16 protein-coding genes are annotated in these 19,093 nt (G+C 49.9%); 4 read left to right on the top strand and 12 right to left on the bottom strand.

Annotated elements, in window-relative coordinates; all coding sequences use genetic code 11:
• Positions 1-360, top strand: a 360-nt coding sequence (locus tag K7397_RS05705; RefSeq protein ID WP_223066972.1) for a transposase, incomplete at its 5' end; no start/stop codon positions are given.
• A 737-nt stretch (positions 361-1,097) separates the two neighbouring features.
• Here K7397_RS05705 and K7397_RS05700 read toward each other — a convergent pair.
• The 6 genes from K7397_RS05700 to K7397_RS05675 form a co-directional block, all read right to left on the bottom strand.
• Positions 1,098-1,289 (bottom strand): hypothetical protein, encoded by a 192-nt coding sequence (locus K7397_RS05700; protein WP_223066971.1) that lies wholly within the window; start codon positions 1,287-1,289, stop codon positions 1,098-1,100.
• Between the two features lie 122 nt (positions 1,290-1,411).
• Positions 1,412-1,639: a hypothetical protein gene (locus tag K7397_RS05695; RefSeq protein WP_223066970.1), complete on the bottom strand. Its 228-nt coding sequence runs from the start codon at positions 1,637-1,639 to the stop codon at positions 1,412-1,414.
• A 424-nt stretch (positions 1,640-2,063) separates the two neighbouring features.
• Positions 2,064-2,402: a YrdB family protein gene (locus K7397_RS05690; protein WP_237690699.1), complete on the bottom strand. Its 339-nt coding sequence runs from the start codon at positions 2,400-2,402 to the stop codon at positions 2,064-2,066.
• Positions 2,403-2,461: 59 nt separating this feature from the next.
• Positions 2,462-3,040, bottom strand: a complete 579-nt coding sequence (locus K7397_RS05685) for a TetR/AcrR family transcriptional regulator (RefSeq protein ID WP_223066969.1) — start codon at positions 3,038-3,040, stop codon at positions 2,462-2,464.
• Positions 3,041-3,058: 18 nt separating this feature from the next.
• Positions 3,059-3,793 (bottom strand): MBL fold metallo-hydrolase, encoded by a 735-nt coding sequence (locus K7397_RS05680; RefSeq protein ID WP_223066968.1) that lies wholly within the window; start codon positions 3,791-3,793, stop codon positions 3,059-3,061.
• 210 nt (positions 3,794-4,003) lie between these two features.
• The gene (locus K7397_RS05675; RefSeq protein WP_223066967.1) at positions 4,004-7,018 is read right to left on the bottom strand and encodes an efflux RND transporter permease subunit; all 3,015 of its coding nucleotides are present in this window, start codon (positions 7,016-7,018) and stop codon (positions 4,004-4,006) included.
• A gap of 386 nt (positions 7,019-7,404) precedes the next feature.
• On the opposite strand from K7397_RS05675, the gene K7397_RS05670 reads away from it, so the two are divergent.
• Positions 7,405-8,796: an L-cystine transporter gene (locus tag K7397_RS05670; RefSeq protein WP_223066966.1), complete on the top strand. Its 1,392-nt coding sequence runs from the start codon at positions 7,405-7,407 to the stop codon at positions 8,794-8,796.
• 86 nt (positions 8,797-8,882) lie between these two features.
• Here the strand turns inward: K7397_RS05670 and K7397_RS05665 are convergent, their stop codons facing one another.
• From K7397_RS05665 to K7397_RS05655, 3 genes are all read right to left on the bottom strand, one after another.
• Positions 8,883-10,199, bottom strand: a complete 1,317-nt coding sequence (locus K7397_RS05665; RefSeq protein ID WP_223066965.1) for an ABC transporter substrate-binding protein — start codon at positions 10,197-10,199, stop codon at positions 8,883-8,885.
• A gap of 78 nt (positions 10,200-10,277) precedes the next feature.
• Positions 10,278-11,081 (bottom strand): carbohydrate ABC transporter permease, encoded by an 804-nt coding sequence (locus tag K7397_RS05660; RefSeq protein WP_223066988.1) that lies wholly within the window; start codon positions 11,079-11,081, stop codon positions 10,278-10,280.
• 86 nt (positions 11,082-11,167) lie between these two features.
• Positions 11,168-12,046: a carbohydrate ABC transporter permease gene (locus K7397_RS05655; protein ID WP_337926676.1), complete on the bottom strand. Its 879-nt coding sequence runs from the start codon at positions 12,044-12,046 to the stop codon at positions 11,168-11,170.
• Positions 12,047-12,228: 182 nt separating this feature from the next.
• Here K7397_RS05655 and K7397_RS05650 point away from each other — a divergent pair, with 182 nt between their 5' ends.
• Both K7397_RS05650 and K7397_RS05645 read left to right on the top strand, forming a co-directional pair.
• Positions 12,229-14,049, top strand: a complete 1,821-nt coding sequence (locus tag K7397_RS05650; protein WP_223066964.1) for a cache domain-containing sensor histidine kinase — start codon at positions 12,229-12,231, stop codon at positions 14,047-14,049.
• A complete protein-coding gene (locus K7397_RS05645) occupies positions 14,030-15,640 on the top strand; it encodes a response regulator (protein ID WP_223066963.1) in 1,611 nt (536 codons plus the stop codon). The genes K7397_RS05650 and K7397_RS05645 overlap by 20 nt, the downstream gene beginning before the upstream one ends.
• Positions 15,641-15,683: 43 nt before the next feature.
• On the opposite strand, the gene K7397_RS05640 is transcribed toward K7397_RS05645, so the two are convergent.
• From K7397_RS05640 to K7397_RS05630, 3 genes are all read right to left on the bottom strand, one after another.
• Positions 15,684-16,757, bottom strand: a complete 1,074-nt coding sequence (locus K7397_RS05640; RefSeq protein WP_223066962.1) for an aromatic ring-hydroxylating dioxygenase subunit alpha — start codon at positions 16,755-16,757, stop codon at positions 15,684-15,686.
• A gap of 84 nt (positions 16,758-16,841) precedes the next feature.
• On the bottom strand, positions 16,842-17,900 hold the full coding sequence (locus K7397_RS05635; protein WP_223066961.1) for an ABC transporter substrate-binding protein: 1,059 nt from the start codon (positions 17,898-17,900) through the stop codon (positions 16,842-16,844).
• A gap of 173 nt (positions 17,901-18,073) precedes the next feature.
• Positions 18,074-19,069 carry an aromatic ring-hydroxylating dioxygenase subunit alpha gene (locus tag K7397_RS05630; protein WP_223066960.1) on the bottom strand — a complete coding sequence of 332 codons (996 nt, stop codon included), beginning with the start codon at positions 19,067-19,069 and terminating at the stop codon, positions 18,074-18,076.
• Positions 19,070-19,093: the final 24 nt, after the last annotated feature.

Here is a 19,093-nt window from a genome sequence, read left to right as displayed (position 1 = left end):
CTAAAGGATACTAATCTGCTGACCGGACGGGCATACCGATTGAAGCTGGCCCTGCAGGAACTTTGGACGACACCCCACATCTTTGCAGATGTCTATCTTCGGGAGTGGATCGGCTGGGCTACACGTTCCCAGCTCCCGCCTATGATGAACTTGGCCAAAACCATTAAGCAACATGAAGAAGGAATCTTACGATGGTTCCACAGCAAGATGACGAATGGCTTGCTCGAAGGCATAAATGGTCTTGTACAAGCAGCCAAACGTCGAGCCAGAGGCTACCGCAACGTAGAAAACTTGATCGCGATGGTCTACATGACCGCCAATAAGCTCCGTCTTCCGGGGCTCGCGGCACGCCGAGCATAATTCCCCTTACCGCCTTATTACCCCGCTTCAGATGTTGAAACAGCGGTCAAGTTCTTTCCTTGAGGGCTGTTTCAACATCTGAAAATCTCTTAAAGGCGGAAGGGGTTATGAAACTAACATTCAACATTGTACCCACCCAGTAGAGCGAAGAGCCGTGTTAATTAACATTACAACGACTACTAACGCTACAAGAAAAGAACTAGTCAGTTTCTTAATATTCATCATTATATTATCCCTCCCTATATTGTTAATTATAGGATAAAATAAAATAAATAGACTTTCAACCATAAAGAGGTAATATTTTTTTAAGTTTGTGCGATTATATAGAAAAGTAGTGAACTTGAAGTATATTAGGATTTACAAGCCAATCTATAAAAACACTTTATAATGCATAATTTCAATATTATTGCATTTATTTAGACGCAATTAAAATCAAAATGTTGCACAAGTAGGATGACGATTTAGATAAAGGTCTCATTTCTCAACCGTATACTGGGATCAATTCTTAACGATTTCGTTAAGAAGATGCGTATAGATTCACGCAGTTCCGTGATTGGCCGGTCGTCCCTACGGAAGAACGCCTGAGGTACCAAGAATGATTTAGCGGAATGCAAGATGAACGTTGAACCGTACAAAGAAAGTTTTAACAATAGAGGCGAGTTATATTATTGGGGTATTCGGATTTTATGGTGGAATCGACAGTTTAAATTTCCAATTAAATCTAAACTAATTCCTATTTATTTTTCCTCAGCTTTAGTAAGTACGATCTTATATCCATCTACCTCTTCGATGGGAGTAACTTTAACAGAATGCTTCTCCGTTTCAATGGCGCACTTTTCCGATTCTTCTAAAATTTTTTCGTATTCACCCGCACGGATAGATACTAGGGGGATGGTATCCCACATTTCTACAATAAATAATTGTTTCAAAATTTGCGTGCTCCTCTCATTATAAAATTTCCATTAACCCTCAAAAATGGATTCGGAATTGCTATCATTCCACCATAAAATCCGAATACCCCATATATTCAATTCCTCCTTCGCTATATGCGTCAGTAATATGCTTTGCGGCCAGTCATTCGCTCATAATAGGCTCCAATTACCCGTTCCGCTCCCGGAGGTACAGATTCTATGCTTTGGGCATCCATCACCCGTGCAATCGCACCTAACTCTATCTGCCCATGCTGGTAGTTCTTACGCTCGGCAGCATTGTTTGCTGTTTGAATCATCTTTTTCAGATTGGCGAGAAACTTTACTTCTTCCGGATCGGCTACTTCCATGACTTCACCTCTTCCTACGCTGTATGCGTCTACTATTCACTTTGTTTCTTTCCATTATCTTGTAATAATGGATTTTGCCAAGAGATCATTCCACTACAAAATCCGAAGAGCCTATTATTGAAATTGTTCCGTCGAAATTTTATGAATCAAAATTTTGAGATCCGCTTGATCATGTCCCAAAAATATACAAAGGCTGAATCATAACCCTAACCTGCTGTGATCTCTCCTAAGATCTTCTTTAAAACAGGAAAATAGTACAGGACAAAAAGGGGGAAAGTTTCTGCTTACCCGAACCCGAACGTACCTACACTTTGAGTCCAGTTTACTGGAAGCCGAATTTGCTCTTGTATAGACCTGAAGCAATATGAAGAAAAGGTGAATGAAAGATGTTTGGAGTAAAAAAACGCCTTTCGGCGTCCTTTCGTCACTGATCCCAGACATAAATCAGCAATCGGTTCACGGCATAGGCCACGACAAGAACAGCGCCTAGGCCCAGCCGGCCGGCGGCATAGAGAGCTGCGGCGGCCAGCCCGAAGAGAACAATTTCCATGATCAGCTGGAGGGAAGGGGCGATAGAAACTGCGGCTTTGGGGGAAAGGAAAGTTCCCCAGATTACAGCAGCAAGCAGCGGCGTTCCTATACCGAGCAATGCTTGCACAATCCCGTTCTTCCCGGAATGGAAGCCCCAGTAGCCTAAAGAGGCTAACAAACATAATTCCAAAATAAACCGAACCGCTAAATTGGCATATTTGATAATCTCCATGTTTTTGCCTCCGGCATTATTCTTTTTGCGTCAAACAAGTCCGTGAACGAGCTTTAAGCTTATGCTTTGTTAGCCGATTTGGAACGGATGCCTGCAAGAAATATATCAATGAGCAGTTCAAGACTGTCGTCCGGATGAAGCGGGATATTAAAATTCCCCGTTCGCGCAAGCGCCGAGAATCCGTGAAGAATGCTGCGCAGACCGCGGACGATATGAATTGCGGCATCTCCTTCCAGCCCATAGACACGGAAGATCCGAACGATTAATTCAATCGGTTCCTCGCCTGCCTTCTGCGTCTCCGGATCCTGCCAATCCGCAGCGCGAACCGTGGCGTCATACAATCCCGGATGCTCCCGGGCAAAGGTGATATAAGCTTTGGCAATGGCATGAACCGCATCGTCTTCCGAACGCCCAACCGCCGCGAAAGTCATTGCTTCGTTCAATCGCTTCATCCCATAAACCGCAAGCTTGTGCCGCAAGCCAGGGAGCCCATCGATGTGGTTGTATAAGGAAGGCGGGCGAATACCCAGCTTTTTGGCAAGCGAAGCCAGTGTCACTGCATCCAGTCCGTTCGTATCGGCGATTTCAGCAGCGGCCTGCAAGATCTGCAACAAATCAAGACCCAATCTAGGCGACATCCATCTTCAACTCCTCGTTTACGATTTGACCGTGTTATATTCTCCAAGATTTCTTTCCGCTTCTGCAATAGCCCGGTTTATGGCGTTACCAGGCTGCTTTAACAGTTCTCCGTGACCGACGGCCAAAAGCGTGGGCTTCAATTGCTCCAGCTTGCGTGCGCTTTCCAGAGAAACCTGTTTGCTCCAGGTCGCCATCGCGGGAAACGGAAACAAGGGGCGCACCTGACCGGCTACAGCGATTCCGCTTCTAGTTTGAAAAGCATCCCCGGCAATCAATACACCGTTTCGCTTGTCATAAAAGGACACCGATCCCGGCGTATGACCCGGAGAACTAATCGTGACCAAAGAACCGATCTGATCGCCATCCTCCAGCAAAATATCCGGCTTGGTTTGTATTTTACCCGGCTTCGGAACATCGCCCTTGATAGGGGTGTCCGCTTCGCCCGGATCCAGGGACAGGTCTCCAACGAGCAGCCGGGAATCCCTGCGTGAAATATGAACGGGAACATCCGGCAAAGCCTGCTTCAGCGTATCCAGCGCTCCCAGATGATCGCCATGAGCATGAGTCAGCAAAATGCGGGCGATGGGTTTCCCCAATTTAAAAGCTGCCTGCAAAATTCCTTTTGCACTGTAAGGAAGAGCCGCATCAATTAAAGTCAGCCCTTCTTCTTCTTCCACAAAGTAACAATTCACAGGAAAAATACGAGGCAGAAACGTGAGCTGATATAGATTTCCTTCTTTTATCACACGCATTTTCTTCTCCTCCCAGACAAAACTAATAAGATTAGTTTAATAATAACTAATGTTATTAGTTTTCGTCAACTGTTTTTTCCAATACACTTTGGATTTGACGTTCTTTCGTTGTCGCCCGCGATTTTGAAAAAAAAAGCCCCGAAACCCGCCTTTACGGCAGAATTTCGGGGCCTCCTTGCTGATGAGCTAAACCAGCTTACTGTTTAAAAGTTATGCATCCTGAGCTGCAGCCGAAACGGATTTAGCCTGCTTCCGCTGTTTGGCCGACTTATGGAAGTGAAGCAGTTCATACATGGCCGGAACCACGAACAATGTCAGAAGCGTTGCCGTCGTCAAGCCGCCAATAACCACGATGGCAAGACTTTGCGACACGATGCTTCCCTGCTCGGATTGCCGGAACAATAGCGGAAGCATGGCGCATATGGTCGCGATCGCTGTCATCAGGATCGGACGCATCCGCACACTGGCCGCTTCAATAATCGATTCACGAATCGTCATATGCTGTTCGTTATGCTTGATGCGGTCAATCAGCACGATGGCATTGGTTACGACGATACCGATCAGCATCAGGGCGCCGAACAAGGCGGTGAAATCCGGTGAAACTCCGGATACAAGCAGTCCGACAATCGCTCCAATAGCAGCCAGCGGCAGCGAGAACATAATAGCCAGCGGAGCGCGAAGCGTTTTAAACGTGAGCACCATAATCAGGTAGACAAGCCCGATGGAAATCAAAGCCGTCATGCCCAGGTCGCTGAAGTCTCCAGCCTGATCCGCAGACGCCCCTCCTGCAAACAGCGTTACGCCTTTCGGGAGCTCAATCTTGTCTGTCTGCTTTTTAATGTCGGCCCCGACAACGGATACCTTCTTCGGATCCACCTCTGCGGAAACGCGCACATAAGTTTTTCCATCCTTGTGATACAGCAGACTTGGTTCATTATTCACTTCAAGCTTAGCCAGTTTTGAAATCGGAACCGGCCCCCCAGCAGTCATGATCGTCATTCCGTTCAAATCCTGCTCGGTTTTTGGCTGCACCATAGGCTCAAGCATTACATTGGCCGAGTTGCCGTTCAGTTCGATTTGTCCGAGCGGCATCGGTCTCAGCATCGCTCCAAGCTGCTGGACAATTTCCTGACCGCCCGCCTGGGACGGATCCACATTAAATGTAAATACGGGCTTCGTCTCCTCCATATTGCTGGAGACCTTTTGTACCCCATCCAGCCCTTTTATTCCACTTTCAACTTTGGCTGCAACCGAACTTAGGGCATTGAGATCGTCACCGACAATATCGATGTACTCGACCGTTTGGCTGCCGCCAAAAATACCTGACTCATTGGCGGTCAGCGTTGCGCCCTCGTATTTATCTTTTTGCGCCAGTACATGGTCAATCAGCTTTTGCGCGTTGGCGCCTTCCTTGACGGCGATCGTAAAGCTGACTTGTGTAAGGGAGGAGACATTTCCCCACTGCGCCGAGTCGGAGCTGTTTCCGGAACTAAGCAGAACAGTCTTAACCTCTTCCTGTTTGATCAAATCCTGCTCAAGCTGTTTTCCCTTCTCCAGCACATTTCTGACAGGCACATCACTCGGATAGCTGAGCTGGACCGCAACAAATTCGGCGTCCGAAGAATCGAGAGCAGCCTTGGGCATCGTTATATAGGCCGCAATGGAGCCGGCAAACACAATCAGCGTTACCGTTAAAGTAATCCACTTAAACTTAAGGTTCCATCTCAGAAACGAGGCAAACCGGGCAGACGGCTTGGGCTCACGGAGATGCGAGTTTCTCAGCATCCAGGAGCTCAGCAGAGGAACTACCGTCATGGCGACTACAAGACTGGTCAGCAGCGAGTAAGTAACCGTCAGGGCAAACGGCAGCAGAAAGGCTTGCAGCGAACCGCGCAATAGACCCATAGGCAGGAATACGGCAACTGTAGCAATGGTCGAGGAAGTAATAGCTCCTGCGACTTCCTTCGTTGAACTGATGATCATATCCAAAGAGAAGGGCTCTTTCTGCAGCCTTCTGTAAATGTTCTCGATCACAACGATACTGTCGTCCACCAGCCGTCCGACCGCAACAGCAACGGCCCCAAGCGTAATAATATTCAAGGTAATGCCGGACATATCCAGCAGGTAGAGCGTAACGGCAAGCGACAAAGGAATGGCGACTGCCGTTACCAATGTTGCCCGCAGGTTGCGAAGGAACAGCAGAATGACGATTGTGGCGAACAAAGCGCCCATGAGCACTTCTCGCATCATGCTGTTTACCGAATCAACGACCATATCCGAAGTGCTGAATACGACTGCAACTTCCGCATTATTAACCGTTTTGCTGAGATTTTCGGCCTCTTTCTGCACCTTCTTGCCGACATCCACGGCATTCGCGTTGGCTTCCTTGGTTACAATGGCAAACAATACATCCTTGCCGTTGGAACGGCTGATGCTCTCCTTCTGCTGCTTCAACTCGACCGAAGCGACATCCTGTAGGGCAACGCCCGCCGCAACCGGCAGCTTCTTGAGCGTATCGACGCTATCTACGGTTGCCGTGACGTTCACGTTGCCCGCTTGCCCGCCGATCGTCTGCTCTCCGATCGAAGCCGATACGGTTTTGCCTTGAAGCACCGTCATGAGCTGCGGGTAGGCCACTCCTTTGGCTGCCATTTTTTGCGGGTCTGCCTTGACGCTCACAACGGACAACGGTTTTCCGTAAAGGCTGACATTGGCTACCCCTTTAATTTTCTGCAGCGCCGGAATAATCTCTTCTTCAGCAGTTTTGACGTTGGCTTCCGTTAAACCGTCCTTAAACGAAATGGTAACCTCGGAAACCGGGATCATCGAGGTGTTGAGCTGAAGGACGAAAGGCTTCATCACGCCCTGCGGAAGCTGCAGAGAATCGATCGCTTTCTGAACCTCCTGCGTCGCATCCTTCATATTGGTTTTAGAGTCAAAATTCATATTAACCTGAGCATATCCGTCCCCGGAGGTGGAGAACATTCCGGTCTTGCCCTTCACACCGCCAACAGCCTGCTCAATCGGCTTCGTTACTCCGCTCTCCATAGCATGTGCGTTCTGCCCTGGTCCGAGCGCCGTAATCGTGACTTGCGGATTATCCGCCTCCGGCATAAATTCCATCGGGAGCGATGTATAGCTGATCACCCCGACTACGAGGGCCATGACAATCAGCAGCCCAACCGCAGCTTTGTTTGAAAAAGCCCATTTCGTCAATCTTACCATTTCAGTTGTTTTCCCCTTCCACTCTGTGTTTGATTATGTATTTGAACTTTCGCTCCTGTAATTGTAAACGGAGTGAAAGCATTTCAGAAACCGACTATCGGCGGTTTTTGGACCTGGACCTAAGACGGAGGAGAAGTAAGACCCTGGGCTTGGAAAGAAACGGAAGAAGCAATCGATCGCGGGAGAGAGCCGGAAAGTTTTGCATTGGGACCGGCATCGGCAACTGCAGCGGTATGACCAAAACATAACATATTACGTTATAATTAATCCTATTAAAATAATTGGATTTGTGATATTATAATGTCTGTAAATCGATAGGGGCTGCTGTCCTCCTTATCGTAATCAGTTACGACATTATGCATAATTCAAGGGGGAAATGAAGTATTATGGATGCTTTGCGTATCGGCATTAATGTAGCTGTTATGCTTGTTCTGATCGGCGTTCTGTTATGGATGCAGAAGAAGCACATTTCTTTTACAAAACGGGTGTTTACCGGGCTGGGGCTCGGACTCGTGTTCGGGGTTGTCCTGCAGCTGCTGTACGGAGCGGGTTCGGAGGTCATTTCGCAATCCAGCGACTGGTTTAACCTCGTAGGCCGCGGTTACGTCGGCCTTCTGCAAATGGTGGTGATCCCGCTGATCATGGTGTCGATCATTTCCGCGATCATGAACTTGAAAGGCAAGCAAAACCTGGGCAAAATGAGCGGACTGATCATTGCCGTGCTGCTCGTTACGACGGCGATCGCCGCTTCAGTCAGCATCGCAACCAGCCTTAGCTTCGATCTGAAAGCGATCGAAATCACGGCGGGAGACAAGGAGAAGCAGCGGGGCGCTTCCCTGGAGGAACGTCTCGTCGATGTGGAAGACAAAACGATTCCGCAGCAAGTCCTCGACTTTATCCCGACGAATCCGTTTGCGGATATGACCGGAGCGCGCAGTACCTCCACGCTGGCGGTCGTTATTTTCTCCGCCTTTATTGGAGTAGCGGTTCTTGGCTTGGACAAGAAGAAACCCGAGCAGGCCGATTTGTTCCGTAAAATAGTGGAATCCGTATACGCGGTAGTTATGCGTATCGTCACTTTGGTATTGAGATTGACGCCGTACGGGATTCTGGCGCTCATCACGAAGGTGGCGGCCACGACAAACGCGGAAGAAATACTGAAGCTGATCAAGTTTGTAGGAGCTTCCTACGTAGCGCTGATCGTGATGTTCATCATTCACCTGATCCTGCTGGCGCTGTTCGGATACAACCCGGTGCAGTATGTGCGCAAAGTGCTGCCAACGCTTGTGTTTGCCTTTACATCGCGTTCCAGTGCGGCAACGATTCCGCTCAATGTAGAGACCCAAACCAAACGACTGGGCGTGCCGGAGGGAGTAGCCAATTTGTCGGCTACGTTTGGCGCAACGATCGGGCAGAACGGCTGCGCCGGCATTTACCCGGCCATGCTGGCCGTCATGATCGCGCCGACAGTCGGTATCAATCCGATTAGCTGGGACTTCATTCTGACGCTGATCCTCGTCGTTACGATCAGTTCGTTTGGTGTAGCCGGGGTCGGCGGGGGAGCGACCTTCGCTTCGCTGATCGTCCTGTCGACGATGAATTTACCAGTGGCGCTGGCAGGTTTGCTGATCTCGGTCGAACCGCTGATCGATATGGGCCGTACCGCCCTGAACGTCAACGACTCCATCACCGCCGGCGTCATTACCGGGAAAATCCTTGGCGAGAACGATACCGAGGCGTTCAAAAGCAAGGCTGATCTGGACGTCGTGCAGGCGTAAGCAGGCGTTCATCGTCCCCACGAAGATAACACATGTATAAAAGAGCCGTTTCCAGGCCACGAAGATGACCGGGAACGGCTCTTTTTTTACTTGCCGGAAAAGCTGTTCCAAATATTTTGGAACTCGGTAAACATTTGATCCTTAGTAATCTGCTTGCCGATATAAGCCTGAATCTGGCTGGCCATTTGAGAAGTATTGGCCTCATAGCCCGGATAACGCTGCCATAACCATGGAAGGGTCTTGCCTTCTTTGGTGTAAGTCAGAATATCCGCCGCCAAAGGTCCAAGCTGCTCGCTGCTCGCGTTAATGCTCTTGAAGGCCGGAATAAACTTGGCATCGTCAACAAGGAATTTCTTCCCGGCATCGGAGGTAACCATCCAGTTCAGGAATACCTTGGCTTCATCCTTCGCCTTGGAATTTTTGTTCACGACCCAGTAGTTCGGCACGCCGACCTGCAGCTTATCCATCGCCTGCTCATTATCGTTGATCGGCATCGGAAGAAAACCGATATTCAGATCCGGATGGATCTTGTCGATCTGCAGCTGTGTCCAGACGCCTTGCTGCATCATGGCTGCCTTGCCATTGGCAAAATCCGTTACCTGCGTGTTATAGTCGGTCTGCAGCGGGTTCTTCTGTCCGTATTGAACGGTCAGATCAACCAGGTTGGCCCACTCGTTCAGCGTTTCATTCCCGGGGATTTTAGCTTTGGCGGATTTAACGTCCTCGATATAGCCGACAGGGTCCTGCTGCTGGGCAAAACCGACATTGACGAGATGGTTCCCGAGCACCCACCATTCGGCATAACCGTTCTCAAACGGGGTGATGCCTGCCGCTTTCAGCTTCTCTGCAGCGTCCTTCAGTTGGCTCAGCGTTTTCGGCGGCTGGGTAATTCCCGCTTTATTGAACAGGTCTTTATTATAGATAAATCCCCATCCTTCAAGCCCCAGCGGCATCCCGTAAATTTTGTCCTCCTTGGTAATCGGAGGCTTTGCCAGATCAACCATGTCGCTCACCCAAGGCTGATCGGACAAATCCTCAAGATGCTCCTGCCACAAATCAAGGTCGCTAAAACCCGCCACAAAGAAAATGTCAGGCTCGTCGCCGGAACTGAACTTGGTTTTCAGCCCGGCGCTGTAGTCGCAGCCGCCGCCGCAGGTTTCGGGGATGACCTTAACCCCGGTTTCTTTCTCATATTCGGCAGCCAGCTGATTCAGTTGCTCGGCCACTTCTACTTTAAAATTGTACAATTTGACCGTTTTTCCGGAGCTTCCGCTGTCAGCGTTTTCATTTCCGGATGAAGAGCTTTGAGTTTGATTGCCATTGCCGCTGCCGCCGCACGCCGAAACGATCAGCACGAGTAGCAGGGTGAAAATGCCGAGCATGAAACGTTTTGATCTTCTCATCTGGTAAGCCTCCCTAATTGGATTAGATGGACGAGATACTGCATAATCAGTATAATCTGCCACAAAATTTCCTTCTTCTTATCCTTTTACAGATCCGGCCGTAATTCCTTCCACAATTTGTTTCTGCATGAACAGAAACAGCAGTACGATCGGGGCTACGCCCAGCACCAGCGCGGCCAGAGCAAGATCCCATTGTTTGGTGTATTGGCCGAAGAAATTATAGGTAGCCAGCGGAATCGTCTGTAACTCCTTGCCGTTTAGAATCAGGGACGGCAGCAAATAGTCGTTCCAAATCCACAGGCTGTTCAGCAGCACAATCGTGACGGTCATCGGCTTCAGCAGAGGGAAGACGATCCTCCAGAATACGCCATAGGTGCTGCAGCCGTCCACTACCGCCGACTCCTCAATTTCCCTGGAAATAGATTTGATAAACCCGTGATACAGAAACAGATTCAGAGGCAGGCCGAAGCCAAAATAACAGATGATCAGCCCTGTTCTGCTGTTGATCAGATCCGCCATGTTCGCAACCTTCACCAGCGTAATCATGATCGACTGAAAGGGAATGACCATTGCCGCCGTAAAAAGGATGAACAGAAACGAAACTATTTTCCCCGGAGAACGCACCATTTTATAGGCTGCCATGGAGCTCATCACGATCAGTCCTATATTGCTGAACACGGTAATCATAACCGAATTGGCGAACACTTTCGGAAAATCCATAATGGTCCATGCCTTCCGAAAGTTGTCCAGAATAACGGGCGACGGCAGCGCTGATGAATTCGACAAAATCGCCGCATACTCCTTCACGGAGTTGATGATAACGTAATAGAACGGAACAAGAAACAGGATAGCCAGGATCAGCGTGAACATATGCAAAATCATTTTCCCGGGACGGACCGCCAGCTTCCTGCCCCGTTTCTTGTCTAGTGCCACGGAAGATGACGAAACATGTGCAACGGGCCGGTCCATTAAGCCTGCACCTCCTTCCGCTTGGTATAAATCACCTGGGCGGTCGTCACTAGCGCTACGATAATGAAGAACACCAGCGCCTTGGCGGTTCCAAGGCCATAATTATTGTTGCGGAACGCTTCATAATAAATATTCAGAGCAACAGACTCCGTCGAATTAAACGGCCCGCCCTTCGTAAGCGCCAGATTCAGGTCGAACGCCTTGAAGCAGGTGGAAATCGTCAGGAACAGGCAGACCGTGAATGCGGGCATGCTGAGCGGAATAATGATTTTGCGCAGCACGGTCATCCGTGTACCCCCATCGATCCGGGCGGCCTCCAGCAATTCTTTCGGAATATTCATCAAGGCCGCGATATAGATGACCATCACATAACCGGCCATTTGCCAGGTCTGCACGATCACAAGGCCCCAGAATGCCGTCGGCGCGTCCCCGAGCCAGGGAAGCTCGAAGAACGGAAGATGCGTCAGACTGCCGAGCGAAGCAAATCCTTTGACGAAGATAAACTGCCAAATAAACCCGAGAAGCAGCCCCCCAATCACGTTCGGCATAAAAAATATCGTTCTGTATACGTTTCGTCCTCTCATTGCCCGGGTCAGCAGCAGTGCCAGTCCAAACCCGATGAAATTAATGAGAACGAGCGAAACCAGCGTGAATTTCACCGTGAACCAGAAATCTTTCCGAAACAGGCTGTCTGAAACAAGATGCGTAAAATTGTCAAACCCCACAAAGGTCACTTTGGAGCTTACTCCATTCCAGTTCGTCAGCGCGTAGTACATGCTCATGAAGAACGGAATGATCACAATCAGAGTAAAGAACACCAGCGCCGGTCCTATAAAAACCGCATACTCCGAGCCCGATTTCCATCTTCTCGCTGTCACCTCATCCGCACTCCCTTCCTCCCGAATGAAAACGGTTAACTCATTGCAGTTCTTATTATAAAAGACAGGACCAGCCGGCAAATACAAATAGCCGTGACCGATTTTGTGTAAATTATTGATCTTGGAAAAAGGCGGTGCTACACTGAGGACAAGCTGTCAGGAAAGGGATGAGCTGGAAATTCATGTCTATCAAGCACAGTATCCGGAACAAGCTGATAACGTTTTTATCCATTGCCATTATTTTGCCGATCGCGGTCTCTATTCTCCTGTCCTATCTTTACACGAAGGAATCCCTTAAAAGGGATGCCATACGCGAGAATTCAAACATCGTCTATCAAGGAAAAATGAGCATTAGCAATTATTTCGATCTGGTCAACAACATTTCGCTTTCCGCATACAGCAATATCCAAATGAGCAACAGCATTTACGGGATTCTGATCGGCGGTAACGACGACTTCAAAACGGAGCAGGAAATCTACTCCGCCCTGCACGGGATAGCCCAGTCGGACAAGGATATTCGGCAGGTGTATCTCTACTCCGGCAAAGCGAACCGATCTTTTCTGCTTGTTAACGGGTATTTGAAGCGCGTAGAAGGAAGTCCGGGTGTGGCCCCCGGGTTCGTCCCTCCTGTGAAGAAGAGCGATCCCGTGATTGAATCGACGCATCCTTTCGGCGGATACGGCATGAAGGACTTCTCTTCGGGCCCTCCTGTTTTCACGGTCCATCGTCCGATTTACCGCGCGCCGCTCAAAGAGCAGATCGGGCTTATGTCCATTGACTTTAGTCTTGATAATCTCCGCCGGATCTGCGATATGCTCTATACGCGGGGAGCCGAAAATATATACCTGCTGGATGGAAAAGGCGGTGTATTGTATTCCTCCCGTCAGGAGGAGATCGGCGGCACGCTTGCGGACAAATGGATGAGGCATATTCAGGGCCTTTCCGCCGAAACGGGTCATTTTGAATGGGATCAGGACGGTTTCAAAGGCATCACCGTTTACGGAAAAATCACGATGTTCGGTCAGTCGTGGATACTGGTCAAGCAAATTCCCGATCAGTACTTGTACAAAAATGCGCAGCAGCTGCTCATGATCAATGCGCTGGTCCTGGTAACCTTTTTAATCATCGCCATTATGGCCACTGTCTATATTTCCTTCAAGTTGACGTCCCCGATCAAACAGCTGACGAAATCCATCAAACAAATCAAGCTGCGGAAGCTGAAGCTGGACATCGATTCGAAAAGTACGGACGAAGTGGGCGTTCTGGCGGATGCCATCCGGTATATGGTAGAGACGATTGATTCGCTCATCATGCAGGAGCTTCGGCTGGAGCTGGCCAACAAGGACAATCAGTTGAAAGCGCTTCAGGCCCAGATCAATCCGCATTTCATCTACAACACGCTGCAGTCGATCGGAGCGGTAGCCCTGCAAAATAACGTTCCAAAAATCTATTCGCTGACCTCTTCGCTCGGGATGATGATGCGCTATAATATGAACACTAACGAGTCGGTCGTCCCGCTGTCCAAGGAACTGACCCATGTGGAATCCTATATTGAGCTTCAGAAGCAGCGCTTCAAGCAGCGCCTGAGCTTCGTGATGGAGTCCGGGAAAGAGGTGCTGCATGTCAAAGTACCCAAAATGATCCTGCAGCCGCTTGTGGAAAACTGCTTTAAACACGGGTTCGAACACAACAAGGAAGCCTGGGAGATTCGTCTCTCCGTTCAGGCCGAAGACGATGGGGTACGAATCGCGATTGAAGACAACGGGATCGGCATCCCGCAGGAACGCCTTTCGTTTCTGCAAAAGCAGCTGTCCAGAGCTCCGGCTTCCCCCGATACCGGCGGCAGCATCGGTCTGATCAATGTCGTATCCAGAATCCAGCTCTTTTTTAATCAGGAGGCCCGAATTGAGATATCAAACCGCGAGCCTTCCGGGTTTGCCGTTGTCATCTGGTTCCCTGCGGATAAGGAGGAGGAAAGAACCAATGAAAGTGTTGATTGTTGATGATGAAGAGGATGTCAGAGATTCGATAAGATTGCTTGTGGATTGGGATGCGCTCCCGATCGATCGGCTGTATGAGGCGCCTGACGGCGTGTCAGCGATGGAAATCATCAAGCGGGAAAAGCCGGAAATTATTTTCACGGATATGAAGATGCCTCAAATGGACGGCATGGCGCTGGTGGAATGGATTCACGAATATGCTCCAAGCTCCAAGACCATCGTCATTAGCGGCTATGATGACTATCCCTATGTCCGCCATACGATGAAATACGGCGGAATCGACTATTTGCTGAAGCCGATCAACCAAAACGAGCTGCTTGAGTCTCTGCATAAAGCCATTGCCGCCTGGAAGGAGGAAGAGTCCAAGCTGCAGGTGCATATTCGGCAGCTCGTCGAGCGGAATCAGAGCAAGCCCGTATTTCGGGAAAAAATGCTGTCGAGTGCGCTCTCCCAGCCCTCCTACTTCAAGTCGATCCAGGAGGAGCTTGTCAAGGAATTTAACTGGTCCGGCATCCGTCACTGCCAGGTGGTCGTGCTGAACACCGAGCCTTTGCCTCGCGGCACGTTAACCAAGTTTGAAAGCAATCCCGATTTGCTGTATTTCCTGATCACCAACGTCTGCAACGAGGTCATTGGCGAAACGGGCAATGGCTACGCTTTCAGGCACACCGGTTACGAGAATGAGATCGTGTTCATTCTGCTGCGCGATTTTGAGTCCTTGCCGCGAAAGCTGGCCGCAGCCAACGAAGCATTTCGGAAAATTCTGCATATCCGCTTCCATTTTGCCGCAGGACAGGTCAAGCCTTTTCCGGAAGGGTTATGCAGCTCCTTTGACGAAGCCAGGCAAACGTTGAAGGAGATCAATTATTTGCAGGGAAGAACGCGGCTCTATACGTTTTCCGGCGACAAACCTGCGCATGACGTGAGACTTCTGCTCGCCGACTACGGTGATCGGATTTCCCTGGCCATCCGGGGCGGAAACCAGAGGCAGATCGAAGCTGCGGTCGGCAGGTGGATCGAGGCCGTAAACAGCCTTGCGGCGATCACGCCCGAGCATCTGAACAGCTGGCGCTCCGAGCTTTATGTACTGATGAGCAAGCTGTTCCTGGAGGAAGGCGCTCCGCCCCCTTTTCAGGAGAACGACCAGCGCCTAATGTTTCCTTTCGATGAGGAAGGCACCTTCGATATCGCCTTATGGAAGAAAGAGCTGACCATGGCTTGCATGGAGCTGGCCGCCGCCTTGCGGGAGCGGAAGCAAAAGGATCACCATGTGATCCATGAAATTAAAGCGTATATCGACAGCAGCTATGATCAAAATTTGATGCTCCAGGATATCGCCGATCTATTCTTCATCAGCCGGGAGTACATTTCGCGGAAGTTCAAGCAGGAATTTCAGGAAAATATCTCCGACTACATCGAACGGCTTCGGGTCGAGAATGCCAAGGTTTTACTGTCGGGCGACCAATATTCCATTTCCCAAATTGCCGGCATGGTCGGGTATCAGGACAGCCGCTATTTCAGCAAAATCTTTGGCAGATTGACGGGGCTCTCGCCGAGAGAATTTCGGAAAAAAAATAAAGCGCCCGGCAAATGACATCGCCTGCCCAGGTAGGAATGTCATTTGCGGGTGCTTGTTCTCACTGCTCTTTTACCGGATCCAAAATTTCCATTTTGTACAGCTGCGGCGGATTCAGCTGCGGCAGCGTTTCGCGCTCGCCGTGGCTCTCCAGCAGCTTCAGCAGCATCTCGCGCATGACGATGCCCGGCTTATCCGAATACATGTGCGTCTCCAGCCGCTGCGTTACATCAAGCGCCACATTGGGCTCCGTGGACTCCAGCACCTCCAGGTCTTCAGCCACCACGGCGCGGTCGAAGGCGATGACCTTCTCCGCAGGCACCTGCTCCTCCGTATCGTTCCGGAACACAAACTGGGTCAGCATGCAGGAACCTTCTTCGATCGGCGTAACGCAGGTTACGATGGAATTTACCAGACCGGTCGGATAGGTAATATCCGTCTGGCGGATAAATGGCATAAACCATCTGGAATGCGTGGTGCGGACCGTCTCATCGCTTTCCACATTTATCGCCTTGACTTCCTTGTTCAGCTTGTTCGTCACGTTGATCTCGCTGAACATTTCGAAGCCCCATTCGTTCTGAACCAGATTGATCTCCGCCGGAATCGGGTCGTTGTTATCGCCGAACGTATTGTGATGCACGAAAGCGATATGGGCGTTGTCGAACGAGTTCTCCATCATCCGCAGCCCCGAGCAGTTCACCACATGGTAAAATTCATGAATCTGCCGGAAGCCGGGTTCGCCGAACCGCTTGAACTCTGGAATGCCCGTCAAAGGCTCTTCCAGCGCAACCCATACATAGCCGTAGCGTTCCTCGCACCGGTAAGCCTTGATTTTATATACCTTTGGCGGGTTCTCCAGTTTGGATTGGGGAAAATAGGTGCATTTTCCTTCCCCGTTAAAAGCCCAGCCGTGGTATGGACAAACGACGCTCCCGTTTCTGATCGTCCCCTTGGACAGCTTGGCGGAACGGTGGCAGCAGCGGTCTACGGCAGCGGCTGGCTTGCCAGCCTCATCAAGCCACACCACAAGCGGCTGGCCAAACATCGTGATCGGTTTGGGTCCATCCTTCAGCTCGGACATAGGGATGACGGGATAATAGAATTTTCGGAGTACGGGATGTTCGGTTTGCAGCATGAGCTTCTCCTCCTTAACGTAATCTTTGCATGGCGGCCTTAGTGAAAAGGGGAAGCTCCCGCTTCCCCTTATCCAATCCCTATATTATTTTGATGGCAGGAACTGAGTCGTAAACGCCTTGTTGATATCTTCGTTTTTCTTGATGACACCCACGTCCAGAAGCTGCTTTTGCAGTTCCGACCAGCGGGCTTCTGTAATAACCCCTGTTCCCATTGTTGCAGCATCTCCGCCATAGGCGAACTCTGCACCCTTCTCGACACTGTATTTCATCATATCGAGGCTCATATCAGGATTTGCCTTTTGAATTTCCGGGTTGATTTCGTCCGAATGATCCTTGTAGTAGTCCCAGCCTTTAACCGAAGCTTCAACGAAGGCCTTCACTTGTTCTGGATGTTCCTTGATCATCTTCTCGGTCGTAAAGTAAACGCCGGCGTAGATGTTATAACCGGAATCGGCATTCAGCAGAATGCCGTAATCTATCTTTTGCTGATTCAGCGTGTAAGTTTCGGAAGTGACGTAACCCTGAATCACGGCGTTCGGATCGTTGAGGAAGTTCACCAGGGAACCTGTATACTTCATTTCCTGCGCTTTATCCAGCTTGTATTTGTTCTTCATAAACTGCCAGTAGCTTGCTGTCGCTGCCACATACACATCATGGCCGTTTAAATCGGAGAAGTCCGAAATGCCCGACCCTTTATGATAGAAAAGAGCCTGCGGACTTTTTTGGAACGCTGTTGCGATGGCCACAATCGGAATGCCCTGTTCTCTTGCCACCAAAATGTCATCGCCGTTCGCCATGCCGAATTCCGCTTTGCCTGAAGCAACGATTTGGGTGGATGAAACGGAAGGACCGCCAGGCATAAGTGTCATATCAAAGCCTGCATCCTTATAATATCCTTTGGCAAGAGCGGCAAAGTTGCCGCCATGTTCCGGTTCCGGGAACCAGTTCAGAACGAGTGTTGCTTTTTTGACTTCAGGCGCCGCAGAAGCGCCGGAAGCAGCTGGCCCGCTTGATTCTCCCGAAGGACTTGACGAGTTTGACGACTTGCTGCCGCATGCGCTCAAGATGCTCATTAACAGAACAATACTGAGCAATAATACAACACTGCTCTTCCTGGAATTACGTGTGAAATAACCTTTCATGGTTCTCCCCTCCGTTTGGCCTCTTCTAATTTGTGTCTTGATTTTATACAAGGATTATAATTTTCACGTTAAAAATGAGTCAATCTATCTAACATAGAATTGTAATTCTCAACAATTTAAGAAGAGTAAATTGTATTTATTCCAGATATGTCATGTTATATTACACTATTATGTCAGACCGTCCCTATGACAACTCCCAGTTCTTTCAACCACCTGCGGTAGGCGACAGAAAAAATATCGACGCGATGATTCAGTTCGGCCTGCAGATCCAGCGGAAGCAGCTCGGGCTTTTGCGTCTCAATGACACGGGCATCCTGGTCGAAGACGATATCCTGAAATTTGATAAAATTCTCGTCAGGCACATCGAACCCGTAGTTCCGGGATACCATCATAAAGACCTTGCACTCGTCCGCGGACACCGGAGCTACCGTCAGCAATATCCACAGCGTTTGCCCATTGCTCGGATCGGTTTTGGAAAGCCAGCCGGATAAAGGACGATAAACCTCTTTGCGGTATACGTAGGTCGTCCCTTCTTTTTTATCCGAACCCGAATGCGCCACCGGCTGGAAAATCGGGATATTTTCGATATATATCCGGCCATCTTCTTTATGTACCTCGATCGGCGGCAGCTCCGCATAATCCGGATGTCCGAGCAAATCCTGATGAACGAACATCAGATGGGCAAAATCCGTAAAGTTCTCAACGACTCTTGTTCCTGCCGCTTTTACATGGTATGGACCGCAAGGAAGCGGGCGATACTCGGGATTCGCAAAATACTCCAGGTGGGGAACAGGGCCCGAGGGCTCGCCGATGCATACCCAAATAAATCCGTACTTCTCCTCGCAGGCATAGGCTACCGCTTTGGCTCTTGGCGGGATTCTCTCCCCCTTGGGCTGCGCCGGAATACAGACGCATTGGCCGGAGGAGTCGTACTGCCAGCCGTGGTAAGGACAGACCAGGGACTCCCCTTTTATCCACCCTTCCGATAGCATCGCGCCGCGGTGCACACACAAATCCTGCAGGGCATGAACGCCTTCGGAGTTCCGGAATAAAGCGATTCTTTCCCCCAGAAGAATTACGCCCACCGGCTTATCCTTCAGCTCGGAGGCCAAATAGACGGCGTGCCAATCATTTTCCAGTACCGGATCGTGAAGTCTGGTCGTTTGCATGGTATCATCCCATCTTTCTTGTTG

Source organism: Paenibacillus caui, from assembly GCF_019904135.1.
Lineage (GTDB): Bacteria > Bacillota > Bacilli > Paenibacillales > Paenibacillaceae > Fontibacillus > Fontibacillus caui.
This window is presented reverse-complemented; position numbering and strand designations above follow the sequence as displayed.